The sequence below is a fragment of the Stappia sp. ICDLI1TA098 genome, from assembly GCF_054880955.1.
Window position 1 is genome coordinate 507,049 of sequence record NZ_JBTZBT010000002.1, and the last position, 13,062, is coordinate 520,110.

The 13,062-nt window shown below is 67.3% G+C and carries 9 protein-coding genes; 6 read left to right on the top strand and 3 right to left on the bottom strand.

The genetic code is table 11. The features are described 5' to 3' along the window. Positions 1 to 4: 4 nt before the first annotated feature. Positions 5 to 3,151: a bifunctional proline dehydrogenase/L-glutamate gamma-semialdehyde dehydrogenase PutA gene (gene putA / locus ACSLUQ_RS12685; protein WP_461808733.1), complete on the bottom strand. Its 3,147-nt coding sequence runs from the start codon at positions 3,149 to 3,151 to the stop codon at positions 5 to 7. Between the two features lie 229 nt (positions 3,152 to 3,380). Here putA and ACSLUQ_RS12690 point away from each other — a divergent pair, with 229 nt between their 5' ends. The 4 genes from ACSLUQ_RS12690 to ACSLUQ_RS12705 all read left to right on the top strand — a co-directional run bounded on the left by ACSLUQ_RS12690 (position 3,381) and on the right by ACSLUQ_RS12705 (position 7,636). Then, on the top strand, positions 3,381 to 3,845 hold the full coding sequence (locus tag ACSLUQ_RS12690; RefSeq protein WP_461808989.1) for an Lrp/AsnC ligand binding domain-containing protein: 465 nt from the start codon (positions 3,381 to 3,383) through the stop codon (positions 3,843 to 3,845). A 104-nt stretch (positions 3,846 to 3,949) separates the two neighbouring features. After that, entirely contained in the window at positions 3,950 to 5,200 is a 1,251-nt protein-coding gene (locus ACSLUQ_RS12695; RefSeq protein WP_461808734.1) for an ABC transporter substrate-binding protein, read from the top strand. 34 nt (positions 5,201 to 5,234) lie between these two features. Beyond that, positions 5,235 to 6,965 carry an ABC transporter permease gene (locus tag ACSLUQ_RS12700; RefSeq protein WP_461808735.1) on the top strand — a complete coding sequence of 577 codons (1,731 nt, stop codon included), beginning with the start codon at positions 5,235 to 5,237 and terminating at the stop codon, positions 6,963 to 6,965. Continuing rightward, entirely contained in the window at positions 6,962 to 7,636 is a 675-nt protein-coding gene (locus ACSLUQ_RS12705; RefSeq protein WP_461808736.1) for an ATP-binding cassette domain-containing protein, read from the top strand. Before ACSLUQ_RS12700 ends, ACSLUQ_RS12705 begins: the two co-directional genes overlap by 4 nt. Here ACSLUQ_RS12705 and bfr read toward each other — a convergent pair. Further along, positions 7,633 to 8,118 carry a bacterioferritin gene (bfr, locus tag ACSLUQ_RS12710; protein WP_417772168.1) on the bottom strand — a complete coding sequence of 162 codons (486 nt, stop codon included), beginning with the start codon at positions 8,116 to 8,118 and terminating at the stop codon, positions 7,633 to 7,635. The genes ACSLUQ_RS12705 and bfr overlap by 4 nt on opposite strands. Continuing rightward, entirely contained in the window at positions 8,108 to 8,368 is a 261-nt protein-coding gene (locus ACSLUQ_RS12715; protein ID WP_461808737.1) for a (2Fe-2S)-binding protein, read from the bottom strand. The genes bfr and ACSLUQ_RS12715 overlap by 11 nt, the downstream gene beginning before the upstream one ends. A 334-nt stretch (positions 8,369 to 8,702) precedes the next feature. Between ACSLUQ_RS12715 and ACSLUQ_RS12720 the strand changes: the two genes are divergently transcribed. Next, positions 8,703 to 10,418 (top strand): methyl-accepting chemotaxis protein, encoded by a 1,716-nt coding sequence (locus tag ACSLUQ_RS12720; protein WP_461808738.1) that lies wholly within the window; start codon positions 8,703 to 8,705, stop codon positions 10,416 to 10,418. Between the two features lie 202 nt (positions 10,419 to 10,620). Further along, positions 10,621 to 13,056, top strand: a complete 2,436-nt coding sequence (locus tag ACSLUQ_RS12725) for a methyl-accepting chemotaxis protein (RefSeq protein WP_461808739.1) — start codon at positions 10,621 to 10,623, stop codon at positions 13,054 to 13,056. The last annotated feature ends 6 nt before the right edge of the window (positions 13,057 to 13,062 follow it).

Genomic DNA, 13,062 nt, shown 5'->3' on the forward strand with positions numbered 1-13,062 from the left:
CTGCTCACTCCTCCTCGGCCATGGCGATGAGGCTGGCATTGCCGCCGGCGGCTGCGGTGTTGATGGAGACCACCTGTTCCAGCGCGAAACGGCCGAGGTAGGCCGGTCCGCCCGCCTTGGGACCGGTGCCGGAAAGCCCGGATCCGCCGAAGGGCTGGGTGCCGACCACGGCGCCGATGGTGTTGCGGTTGACATAGACGTTGCCGACGGACAGCCGGTCGACCACCTTCGCCACCATCGCGTCGATGCGGCTGTGAACGCCGAGCGTCAGCCCGTAGCCGGTCGCGGCGATGGTCTCGAGCATCTTCGGCAGATCGCTCGCCTTGTAGCGCACCACATGCAGGATCGGGCCGAAGGTCTCGCTTTCCAGCGCGTCCGGGCGGTCGAGCTCCACGATATGCGGGGCCAGCCAGGTGCCACCGGCGAACCGCCCGCCCGGCGCCGGCCCGGCGTAGACCACCTTCTGCGACGCCCGCATGGCATCGAGATGCGCACGCAGCCTGTCGCGTGCGGCGACATCAATGACCGGGCCGATGTCGGTCGCCGGATCAATGGGATCACCTAGCGACAGTTCGCTTGCCGCGCCCTTCAGCATTTCCAGGTGCTTGTCGGCGACATCCTCCTGCAGATAGAGCAGACGCAGCGCCGAGCAGCGCTGGCCGGCCGAGCGGAAGGCCGACATCATCACGTCATCGCAGACCTGCTCGGGCAGCGCGGTCGCATCCACCAGCATGGCGTTGATGCCGCCGGTCTCGGCGATGAGCGGCACGATGGGGCCGCGCTTCTCGGCCAGCGCGCGGTTGATCGCCCAGGCGGTCGCCGTCGAGCCGGTGAAGGCGACGCCGGCGACCCGGGGCTCGGCGACGAGGGCGGCTCCAAGCTCGCGGCCGCCGGGGGCGAGCAGGAACACGTCCTCCGGCACGCCCGCTTCGCGAAGCAGTTTCGCCGCCTCATGAGCGATCAACGGCGTCTGGTCCGCCGGCTTGGCGATCACCGCGTTTCCGGCAAGCAGTGCCGCGGTCACCTGTCCCAGGAAGATGGCGAGCGGGAAATTCCAGGGCGAGACGCAGACGAAGACCCCGCGCCCGCGCAACCGGTAGCGGTTTTCCTCGCCCGTCGGCCCCGGCATGAGCATGCCCTCGCCAAAGAGCTTCATCGCCTCGGCGGAATAGTAGCGGCAGAAGTCGACCGCCTCGCGCACCTCGGCAAGGCCGTCCGGCAAGGTCTTGCCCGCCTCGCGCGCAAGCAGCGCCATCAGGCGCGGGCTCTCGCGTTCCAGCAGGTCACCCAGTTTCGAGATGGCGGCCGCGCGCACGTCGACCGGTGTCCGCGACCAGCGCGCGAACCCCCTGGCGGCGGCGTCGAACATCGCCGGCACCTCCGCCACCGTTGCCTCGCGCACGCGCCCAACCCGGGTGCTGCCGTCCACCGGGGAGACCACATCGCGCAGCGATCCCGCGTCCGCCCGCGCCGCTGGGTAAAGCGGTGCGGCGTCGCCGGCCGTCGCCGGGGCTTTTTCCAGCGCCTCGACGAGCGCCAGCCGGTCGGCGGAATACCCGAACTCGAGCCCCTTCGAGTTCACCCGGCTTTCGCCGTAGAGAGCGCCGGGGAGCGGGATCTTGCGGTTGCGTGCCCGGGTGCCGCCGGCGAGCATGTCCTGCGGACGGGCAAGGAGCCTGGAGATCGGCACGGAGGCATCACCAACGGCGGACACGAACGAGGAGTTCGCGCCGTTTTCCAGCAGGCGGCGCACCAGATAGGCAAGAAGATCGCGATGACCGCCAACCGGCGCATAGATCCGACAGGGGTGGCCGTCGCGTTCGGTTACCGCCTTGTAGAGGCTCTCGCCCATGCCGTGCAGGCGCTGGAACTCGAAGCCGCCCTGGTTCCCAGCCAGCGCGATAACCTCGGCCACGGTGAGCGCGTTGTGGGTGGCGAACTGCGGGTAGAGGCAGTCACGCGCGCCAAGCATCGCTCGTGCGCAGGCGAGATAGGAGAGATCCGTCGCCGCCTTGCGGGTAAAGACGGGGAAGTCCGCAAGCCCACGCTCCTGCGCCCGCTTGATCTCGGTATCCCAGTAGGCGCCCTTGACGAGACGCACCATGAAGCGACGGTCGAGCTTGCGCGCAAGCTCGATGATCCACTCGACGGTCTCGAGCGCCCGCTTCTGATAGGCCTGGATGGCCAGGCCGAAGCCTTCCCAGCCCGCCAGCGAGGGGTCCGCGGCGACAACGGCGATGACGTCGAGCGAGATCTCCAGCCGGTCGGCCTCCTCGGCGTCGACGGTGAAGTTCAGGTCGTATTTTTTCGCCTTCTGCGCCAGCACGAGCAGGCGGGGAGCAAGCTCGTCCCGCGCCCGCGCGCCCTTCACCGCCTCATAGCGTGGGTGGAGCGCGGAGAGCTTCACCGAGATGCCCGGCCGGTCGGGCAGGTCTTTCGAGCCAGCCCCCTTGCCGATGGCATCGATCGCGTCGGCGTAGGAACGGAAGTAGCGTTCCGCGTCCTCGGCCGTGCGTGCGCCCTCGCCGAGCATGTCGTAGGAATAGCGATAGCCCTTGGCCTCCTGAGACTTGGCGCGCGACAACGCGTTCTTGATGGTCTCGCCGAGCACGAACTGATGGCCGAGCACGCGCATCGCCTGCCGCGTCGCTCCGCGTACGGCCGGCATGCCCATGCGCTTCACGAGCGACGCGAGGATCGTGTTCGGCTCCTCGCCCGGATGGATCAGCCGCGAGGTGACCCCGAGCGCCCAGGAGGAAGCGGAGACAAGCCAGGTGTCGGACGGCCCCGCCTGGCTTTCGTCGAAACGGGCGGCGGCGAGCTTGTCCTCGATCAGCTTGTCGGCGGTTGCCGCATCCGGAACGCGCAGAAGGGCTTCGGCAAGCACCATCAGCGCCAGACCCTCGCGCGTCGACAGTCCGTATTCGCGCAGGAAGTCCTCGACGCCGCCAAGCCCGCCGATCGCCGAACGGATCGAGTGGATATAGCCGGTGGTGAGATCGTCGACCCGGGCCTCGGTCGTGGCGTCGAACTCGAGCCGCCCGAGCAGGCGGCGCACCGATGCCTCGTCGGAAGGCGCGAAGGCGGCGCGGAAGGGCGCGATGTCCGCTCCGGACGTCGTTGCTGGCTGGCGGTCCATGGACAGGCTCATGCGGAAAACTCCCCGGTCGTCGAAGGTGATCGCGGCCGCCGCCGGGCCTTGTTCTGGTCCGTCCGTCAGCCCGGTCTGCCCGCCCTGCCCCTGCCATGAAATGTAAGGCGGACAGGCTGCGCGGCAAATTCACGAGATTTTTCCAAGTATATTCGCTAGCCTTCCGGCATTCTCACGAAAGATGGATGCATTATCCGTGAAAACCTCGACAGAAAGACAAAATTCCGTGATTTCCACGGACCTAGATCGCACCGACCGGCGCATCCTGGATGTGCTGCAGGAGGACGGACGCATCACCACCACCGACCTTGCCGCGCGCGTGAATCTCTCGCCGACGGCGACCGCCGAGCGGATGAAGCGCCTGATGCGGGAGGGCTACATCCTGCGCTTCTCCGCCGAGCTCGATCCAGACCGGCTGGGCCAGTCGCTGCTGGTCTTCATCGAGGTAAAGCTCGACCGGACCACTCCGGATGTCTTCGACACGTTTGCCGAAGCGGTGAAGCACGTTCCGCAGGTTCTGGAATGCCACATGGTGGCCGGCGGTTTCGACTATCTGGTCAAGGCGCGGGTCTCCGACATGGCGGCCTATCGGCGGCTCCTCGCCGACGCGGTGCTCGATCTCCCCGGCGTGCGCGAGACCCACACCTACGCCGTGATGGAAGTGGTGAAGGACACGCACATCCTGCCGCTGTGACCGGCTGGAGCGCGGACGCGGTTCGCTCACCGCGCGTCACGAAGCCGTGTCTTGACCGGGTCCCCGCCATCCGGCACGACAAGGCAAAAGGGGAAGGTAACTCAATGATCCATCGTCTCTCCCGGCCATTCCACGTGCCACTTGCCGTGGCCGCTCTCGGTCTCGCGTCCGCGCTTTTCTGCGGCCATCCCGCCCGGGCGGACGCAACGCCCGACCCGACCGACTGGCAGGGCGTTCTGGAGGCCGCGAAGGGACAGACGGTCTACTTCCACGCCTGGGGCGGCGAGCCGAGGATCAACGCCTTCATCGACTGGGCGGGTGAGCAGCTTTCCGCGCGTCACGGCATCACCATCAAGCAGGTGAAGGTTGACGACACCGCCTCGGTGGTCTCGCGCATCGTCGCCGAGAAGGCTGCCGGAAAGGATGACGGCGGCGCCGTCGACCTCGTCTGGATCAACGGCGAGAACTTCACCGCACTCAAGAAGGTGGGGCTGCTGATGACGCCCGGCTGGGCGACCAAGCTGCCGAACTGGCAGTATGTCGACACCACCGACAAGCCCGCCGTGCTGACCGATTTCACCGAGCCGACCGACGGGCTGGAAAGCCCGTGGGGGATGGCCAAGCTCGTCTTCATGTACGACACGTCCCGCATCGACACGCCGCCGCGCACGCTCGAGGCGCTTGCCGACTACGTGAGGGAACATCCCGGCAGCTTCACCTATCCGCAACCGCCCAACTTCCACGGCTCCACATTCCTGAAACAGGCACTGGCCGCAACCATCGACGATCCGGCGAAGCTCTCCCGCCCCGTGGATCCCGCAAGCTTCGTGCAGGACACGGCACCGCTCTTCGCCTGGCTCGACAAGCTGCACCCGAACCTCTGGCGCCAGGGGCGGGCCTTCCCGGCGAACCAGCCGGCGATGCGCCAGTTGCTCGCCGACGGCGAGATCGACATCGCCTTTACCTTCAATCCCTCCGGCGCCTCCGCCTCGATCGCTGCGGGTGAACTGCCCGACACGGTGCGAACCTTCGTCCTCGACGGCGGCACCATCGGCAACGCCCACTTTCTGGCCATCCCCTACAACGCCAGCGCCAGGGCCGGCGCGCTGGTGCTTGCCGACTTCCTGCTTGGCCCCGAAGCTCAGGCCCGCAAGCAGGATCCGGCAATCTGGGGGGACCCGACCGTGCTGGCCCTCGACAGCCTGCCGGCGGATGACAAGGCCCGTTTCGACGCGCTCGACCTGGGCGTCGCCACCCTTTCTCCCGACAAGCTCGGCCCGGTGATCGACGAGCCGCACGCCAGCTGGATGACGGAGCTCGAGCACGCATGGATCGCCCGCTACGGCGTTCAGTGAGACCTTCCGGCCCTTGCCGGTCGCGGCGCGCGCCGTGACGACGCGGGTGCAAGGTCCTGCACGGCCCCGCGGCGCCGGTCCGCTGCTGGCCCGCGCGCCGCTGATCACGCTGGCGCTGATGATCGGGCCGGTCGCCGCCGGCCTTGCGGGGACCGCGCTTCCCGCCTTCGGCTATTTTCCAGCACTTGGGAGCGCAGAGTTCTCGCTGGCGGCCTTCGACCGGCTCGCCCGGGAGCCCGGATTGCTGACGTCGGCCCGGCTCAGTCTCGGAACCGGGCTTGGTGCAACCCTTCTGGCGCTGGCAACGGCGCTGGCGTTTACCGCCGCTTTCGAGGGCACCCGCGGTTTCGCCGCGATGCGCAACGCCCTTTCGCCAGTTCTTGCCGTTCCCCATGCCGCGGCCGCCTTCGGACTTGCCTTCCTGATTGCCCCTTCGGGCTTTCTTGTGCGGCTTCTGTCGCCCTGGGCGACCGGATCGGCGCGACCTCCGGACCTGCTCATTCTCGGCGATCCGGCCGGCATCGCCATGATGTTCGGGCTGGCGCTGAAGGAGATGCCCTTCCTGTTCCTGATGATCCTGGCCGCCCTCCCCCAGGCCGACGCGGAGAGGTCCCGGCAGGTGGCCGCAAGCTTCGGCTATGCCCGTATCGCCGGCTGGGCGAAGACAGTGCTGCCGCGCGTCTATCCGCAGATCCGGCTGCCGCTGTTCGCGGTGATTGCCTATTCGACCTCGGTCGTCGACGTGGCACTCATCCTCGGCCCGACCACGCCGGCCCCACTTGCCGTGCGGCTCGTCAGCTGGATGCACGACCCCGATCTTTCGCTCCGGTTCATGGCCTCGGCCGGCGCGCTGCTCCAGCTCGTCCTGTCGCTGTTCGCGATCCTTGCCTGGATCGCCGGCGAGCGCCTCGTCCGCCGCGCCGGCCTCGGATGGATCCGCCGTGGCGGGCGCAGCGCCGCCGACCGGCCGCTTGCAGTGGTCGCCGGCGGCGGCGTCGTCATCGCGCTCGGCGCGCTCCTCGGCGGGCTGGCGCTGCTCGCCCTGTGGTCCGTCGCCGGTCCCTGGCGCTTTCCCGATGCCCTGCCGAGTGGCCTCACCCTGGCGACATGGACACGCCACCTGGGAGATGCGCGCTCCGCCGTCGCGACGACGCTGACCATCGGCCTTCCCTGTGTCGCCGTCGCCCTTGTTCTGGCTCTTGCCTGCCTGGAGGGCGAGGTCCGCGCCGGCCGCAGCCTTCGGCACCGGACCTTGCCGCTTCTCTACGTGCCGCTGATCGTGCCGCAGGTCGCCTTTCTCTTTGGCCTGCAAGTCCTCTTCCTGAGCGTCGGCCTGCACGACACGCTGTTCGCCGTGGGGCTCGCCCACATGGTCTTCATCCTGCCCTATGTGTTTCTGGCGCTGTCCGACCCGTGGCGGGCAGTCGATCCGCGCTACGGGCAGATCGCCGCCGCCCTCGGCGCCTCACCGGACCGCGTCTTCTGGCGGGTTCGCCTGCCGATGGTCGCACGCGCCGTCGCAACGGCAGCCGCCCTCGGCTTCGCGGTGTCCGCGGCGCAGTATCTGCCGACACTGCTTGTCGGCGGCGGGAGGATCTCGACAGTGACAACGGAAGCGGTGGCGCTGGCAGCCGGCGGCAACCGGCGGCTGGTCGCCCTGCATGCCCTGCTGCAAATGGCATTGCCGCTCGTCGCCTTCCTGCTGGCCGCGCTGCTGCCGGCACTGCTCTACAGAAACCGCGCGGCACTGAGGACCACCACATGACCTGCCCCGGCACGGCCCCGGGCCTTGTCTTCGACAAGGTCGCAATCGACAAGGATCATGCACCGCTCATCGCGCTCGACCGCCGTATCGCACCGGGCGAGGTGCTGACGGTGATGGGTCCCTCCGGGGTCGGGAAATCGACGCTGCTGGCCTATGCGGCGGGTTTCCTGGCGCCGGCGTTCCAAGGAACGGGACGGGTTCTCGTCGACGGAGAGGACGTCACCCGCCTTCCCGCTCATCGTCGCCACATGGGATTGCTGTTCCAGGATCCGTTGCTGTTTCCGCATCTGTCGACCGGCGACAACATCGCCTTCGCTCTGCCAGCCGAGGTGCGCGGGCGCGCGGCGCGCCGGCAGGCGGTGCGCGAGGCACTTCGCCAGGTCGATCTGGACGGCTATGAGGACCGCGACCCGGCAACGCTCTCGGGCGGTCAAAAAGCGCGTGTCGCGATGATACGGGTACTGGTCAGCCAGCCGCGCGCGTTGTTGCTCGACGAGCCTTTTTCCAGGCTCGATGCAACGCTGCGCGACCAGATCCGCCGGCTGGTCTTTTCCATGGCGCGGGAAAGGAACCTCCCCGCGCTGCTGGTGACGCACGATTGTGCCGACGCACAAGCCGCCGGCGGGCCAATCGTCGAACTGCCCGCATCAGGCGGGCTGTCCACGCTTTAGCCGGCGGCGGAAGCAGCCTGCGACTGCAGCAGGCCATAACGCTCGATGCCGATATTCTCGATGAGCTGGAGCTGGGTCTCCAGATAGTCGATGTGCCCTTCCTCGTCGGCGAGCAGGGTCTCGAACAGCTTCATGGAGACATAGTCCGAGGCGGCATGAGTGACCTCGCGGGCCTCGCGGTAGAGAGCGCGCGCGGAATACTCGCCGGCGAGATCGGCCTCGACAACCTCCTTGAGCGAGGTGCCGATGCGCAGCGGGTCAAGCGTCTGCATGTTCGGGAAGCCGCCGAGAAACAGGATGCGCTCAATCAGCCAGTCGGCGTGCGTGCGCTCCTCATCGGCCTCTTCCTTCTCCTTGGCGGCGAGGCGCGCGTAGCCCCAGTCGTCGAGCAGGCGGGCGTGCAGCCAATACTGGTTGACCGCGGTCAGCTCGTGCCGCAGCGCCTTGTTGAGGTATTCGATAACTCTCTCGTCACCCTTCATTGCCCGCCTTCTCCTTCTTTTCCGGCGCTTGCGCCTGTTGTTTCGCGGCCGGCGCGACCGTCTCGTCGGCGGCTTCCTCGTGGATCATCGGAATGATCGTGCTGAAGCATCCGCCACAGCGCGGGCGCTTTCCGAGCGCGCGGAAAACCGCGCCCGGCGTCACCACCGAGCGTTCGGGTCCGGACTGAAGTTCGCGCGCGGCGCGGCGAAGCTCCTTGTCGGTCAGCACGTTGCAAGAGCAAACGATCAAGAGGATGCCCGTCTGTCACAGGTGTCGGCGGGCCTCCCGGCCCCGCCCCGGTTCCCGTCTACATATGGGAGAGCGCATCGGGTTTCAACGCGCTTGCGCATGCCAACCGGGATACGACCGCACGCATCAAGACCGCGGACCGGGCACTGGAGAGTTGCTCGCAACGCCAGCTCGCCTTCAGGATGTCGGACCGAACCTCCTCGCGCCGCATAAATGTAGGCTCACGGTTATTTAGATAAATTATCCGAAATAACCCTGGGTTTACGTATTGACCGCAAGATACTCCCAAACAGCCAATCCGGAATGATGCGGAGAATCCTCAGGGGAAATGCAAATGCGTATCTTGTCTCGCCTCAACCTGGTCTCAATCGTCTCGCTTGCCTCTGCGGCGATCCTCACGCTCGCTCTCGCAACGATGGGAACCGTCGTCTATCTGGTGCTCAAGGAGCGAACCCAGAGCGAGGCGGTGAGCCGGCAGAACAGCAGCTTGCGCGTTGCCGCGACGATCGTCGAGCGTGACATGCCCGGCACCCGGATCGACTGGACGAAGGATGGCAACGTCGCGCGCGTCGAGATGAACGCCATCCCCGACGAGGTGAGCGATCACACGATGATCGACACCATCGGCCGCATGACCGGCGAGACGGTCACCGTGTTCAAGTGGGACGACGAGACCCGCGATTTCTGGCGCAAGACGACCAACATTATCAAGCCGGACGGAACCCGCGCGGTCGGCACCAAACTTGGCCAGACCGGCGCCGTCTATCCCCTCGTCACGAAGGGAGAGACTTTCCGCGGCGAAGCCGTGATCCTGGGCAAGCCCTATTTCACGATCTATGCGCCGATCTTTTCGCCCGAGGGCAAGATCATCGGCATTCTCTATGCCGGCGTCAGCAAGGCGGCGATCACCGCTGTCATCAGCAACATGACCAGCACCCTGGCCTTGGCCTTCTTGCCGATCCTCGCCATCGCCGTCTTCGCCATGGCCTATCTGGCGCGCCGGCTGCTGCGTCCGATCCCCCAGCTTGCCGATGTCACCCATCGCATCGCAGACAACGACCTGAGCGTCGAAGTTCCCTATACGGAGCGAACGGACGAGATCGGCCAGCTCGCCGGATCCGTCGCGGTACTGCGCGAGAACGCGCTCGAGCGGAACACGCTCGCCTCCCAGCGTGACATTACCGACGAGGAGACACGCCAGCGCCAGATCGCGGTCGATGCGCTGATCGCCGAGTTCCGCGAGACGGCCCGGAACATGGTCGGCGCCGTGAGCGAGACGGCGACCGGCCTCGACGCAACGGCGCGCCAGTTGAGCGACATGGCCCGCGAAAGCGCCGACAGCGCCAGCGAGACCACCAATGCAAGCTCGCAGGCGACCGACAGCGTGCAGACGGTCGCCTCCGCCGCCGAGGAGCTCTCCGCCTCGATTGCCGAGATCTCCCGCCAGGTCGGCCAGACCACCCAGGTCGTCAGCCAGGCGACCCAGGGCACCCATTCCACCAACGAGAAGGTCGCAGGCCTTGCCCAGGCCGCCAACAAGATCGGCGAGGTCGTCTCGCTGATCCAGGCGATTGCCGAACAGACCAACCTGCTGGCGCTGAACGCCACCATCGAGGCGGCGCGCGCCGGCGAGGCCGGGCGCGGCTTTGCGGTCGTCGCCGCCGAGGTCAAGGAGCTCGCCACCCAGACCTCGAAGGCGACCGAGGAAATCTCCGCCCAGATCTCGGCGATCCAGGGCTCGACCACCGAGGCGGTCACCGCCATCGGCGAGATCGCCCAGATCATGCAGGAGGTGAACGGCTACACCACCTCCATCGCCACCGCTGTGGAACAGCAGGGCGCGGCGACGAGCGACATTTCGCGCTCGGTGCAGCAGGCGGCGGAAGGCACCGGCGCGGTGACCCGCAACATGGAGCGTCTCGCCTCGACGGTCGAGAGCACCTCCTCGGCCGCCGGCAACGTGCTCGACGCCTCCGACGCGATGGCCCGCAACACCGACGCGCTGCGTGAGGAGATCGACAGGTTCCTCACCCGCGTCGCGGCCGCCTGATCGCGGTGGCGCTTGTGCGAGTGACCACCGGCCGGCTGCAGTCCGCAGCCGGCCGTTTCGCTTTCGCCAGCGGCCGCGCTCAAAAAACTAGGGATACGCAGCGTCACTTATCCAGAAATTAGCGCCAGGCTAGTCAGGTTTTACCGAAGATTCACTCCGCCAACCTACCTTGGCACGACGTTTTTCCTTCCGGAGTAGCCGTATGGCCCGCGCGTTCAGGTTTCTCGACAATGTCGGCTTCGCGACCAAGATCGGTGGTGGTTTCGCTGCCATCCTGCTGCTTGCCGCTGTTGCCGGCAGCGTCGGTACGCTGACCATCGCCGATCTGACAGACCAGATGCAGACATCGCAGACCGCAACGGCGGTTCTTGCCCGCCTCCAGGACGTCTCGGCGGCACGGCAGGCGTTCATTGTCAGCCATTCGGAAGAGACGGCGGAGCGCAGCCGGTCCGCGATCGACGGCCTCGGCCAGGATCTTCAAGCGCTCGGCGCCGTCGTGGCAGCCGATGAGGTGGCGAAGACGGACATTGGCGCAGCGATGAATTCGGTCGCGGTGATGCGCGAGAAGTTCAACCGTCTCGACGCTGAAACCACCGCTCGCTCGGACCTCGCCGCCCGGCTTTCCACCGTGACCGCCGACATCGGCCAGGCATCGGACGACATCGAACAGCAGATGGAGCGCGTGCGTCGCGACGCCAAGCGCGAGAGCCTCAAGGCAGCCGCGACCCGTCGCAAGGCCGACGAGATCATCCGCTTCGTCGTCGACCTCCAGGAAGAGGCGATGCGCACGCAGTATTTCTTCATGCGCTCCACCTCATCCACCGACCCGAACCTGTTCGAGCAAGCCGTTGCCGAGGCCGGGGCCCTGGGCGACGACGCCCGCGCCCTCACCAATGCCCGCGTCAAGGGCGTCGACCAGGACAGCGTCGCCAGACTGGCCGAACTCGCCGCCGAACTGACAGGCAGCTTTGACAAGCTCGCCGCGACCACGTCCTTCGGCGAGAAGGTGCAGCTGCGCAATCTCATCAACGAAACGCTGGTGCAGATCACCGGCACCGCGAAGACCGTCAAGGAAACCGCCTATGCCGCCATCAGCGAGGTGCAGCACGAGGTGCAACAGCGCGACCTCGCCCTGATCAAGGTCGACCTCGTCTCGGAGAGCGCCGCGAAGCTGTCGCGACAGTCGCTGGTCGTGAAGACGATGACGCTGGAACTGCTGTCGCGGACAAGCGACATCTCCGTCGACGACGTCCACCGCGAGATCGCGGAGCTGGCGCGCGTGGCAAAGGCCATCGCCGGCGCGGCCAAGTCCTTCCCCGACGTCGCGGCGCTTGCGGAACAGACCACGGGTCAGATCGATAGCTACCGCACCAACTTCGACGCGTTGGTCGCCAGCGATGTCGCCGTCGGACAGATGGCCCAGGAGCTGGAAGTCGTCGCCGGCGACATGCGCCTCCAGATCGTAGAACTGGCGCGCAAGCAGGCCGACGCAGCGGCCGCGAGCGGCAGCGCCGGCTTCTGGACCATTTCCGTCACGCTCGCGGCGGTCATCGCCCTTGGCATCCTGATCGCCGTTGTGCTTTCGCTGGCCATCAGCCGCCCGATCCGCCGCCTGACGCAGGTGATGGGACAGCTCGCCGGCGGCGACACGGACGTCGAGATCGCCACGACGGAGCGCGGTGACGAGATCGGCGCGATGAGCCGTACGGTCGAGGTGTTCCGCGACAACGCCCGCGAGCGCACCCGCATGGAAGCCGAGCAGGCCCGCGAGCAGGCTGCCGCGGCGCAACGGCAGAGCCGGATCGAGGGCCTGATCGACGGTTTCCGCTCCGAAGTCCAGGCGCTGCTTGCCTCGGTCGGCGACACTGCTTCGGGGATGGAGTCCACCGCCCGGGACCTGACGCGGATCGCCGGAGAGAGCGCCGGACGTGCGGAGAACACGACACGCGCCAGCGGCGATGCCACGCAGAATGTGGAAAGCGTGGCGACCGCGGCCGAGGAACTCGCGGCATCGATCGCCGAGATAGCCCGACAGGTAGGCCAGACCACGGAGATCGTTAGCCGTGCCAGCACCGGCACGCAGCGAACCAACGACCAGATCGCCGGCCTCGCCCAGGCGGCCAGCAAGATCGGCGAGGTGGTGACCCTGATCCAGGCCATCGCGGAGCAGACCAACCTGCTGGCGCTCAACGCCACCATCGAGGCGGCGCGTGCAGGCGATGCCGGCAAGGGCTTCGCCGTGGTCGCTGCGGAAGTGAAGGAACTGGCCACGCAGACGTCGAAGGCGACGGAGGAGATCGGCGCGCAGATCGCCGCGATCCAGGGCTCGACCCAGGATGCGGTGGACGCCATCGCCGAGATCACCTCGACGATGCAGGAGGTCGACAGCTACACCTCGGCAATCGCCGCAGCAGTCGAGCAGCAGGGCGCGGCGACGCAGGAAATCTCGCGCAATGTCCAGAACGCGGCGCAGGGCACGACCGAGGTCACCGAGAACATGGGCGAACTGGCCCAGGCCGTCGCCGAGACGAACGCCTCGGCCGACATGGTGCTTTCCGCTTCTGGCGACGTGGGGGCAAAGACCCGCGAACTGCGCGGCCAGATCGACCGCTTCCTGCGCGATGTGGCCGCCGCCTGACGGCTG

Coding starts and splice junctions, on each gene's coding strand:
- putA (WP_461808733.1), bottom strand. CDS start 3,151: ATGAGCCTGTCCATGGACCGCCAGCCAGCAACGACGTCCGGAGCGGAC.
- ACSLUQ_RS12695 (WP_461808734.1), top strand. CDS start 3,950: ATGATCCATCGTCTCTCCCGGCCATTCCACGTGCCACTTGCCGTGGCC.
- bfr (WP_417772168.1), bottom strand. CDS start 8,118: ATGAAGGGTGACGAGAGAGTTATCGAATACCTCAACAAGGCGCTGCGG.
- ACSLUQ_RS12720 (WP_461808738.1), top strand. CDS start 8,703: ATGCGTATCTTGTCTCGCCTCAACCTGGTCTCAATCGTCTCGCTTGCC.
- ACSLUQ_RS12725 (WP_461808739.1), top strand. CDS start 10,621: ATGGCCCGCGCGTTCAGGTTTCTCGACAATGTCGGCTTCGCGACCAAG.
- ACSLUQ_RS12705 (WP_461808736.1), top strand. CDS start 6,962: ATGACCTGCCCCGGCACGGCCCCGGGCCTTGTCTTCGACAAGGTCGCA.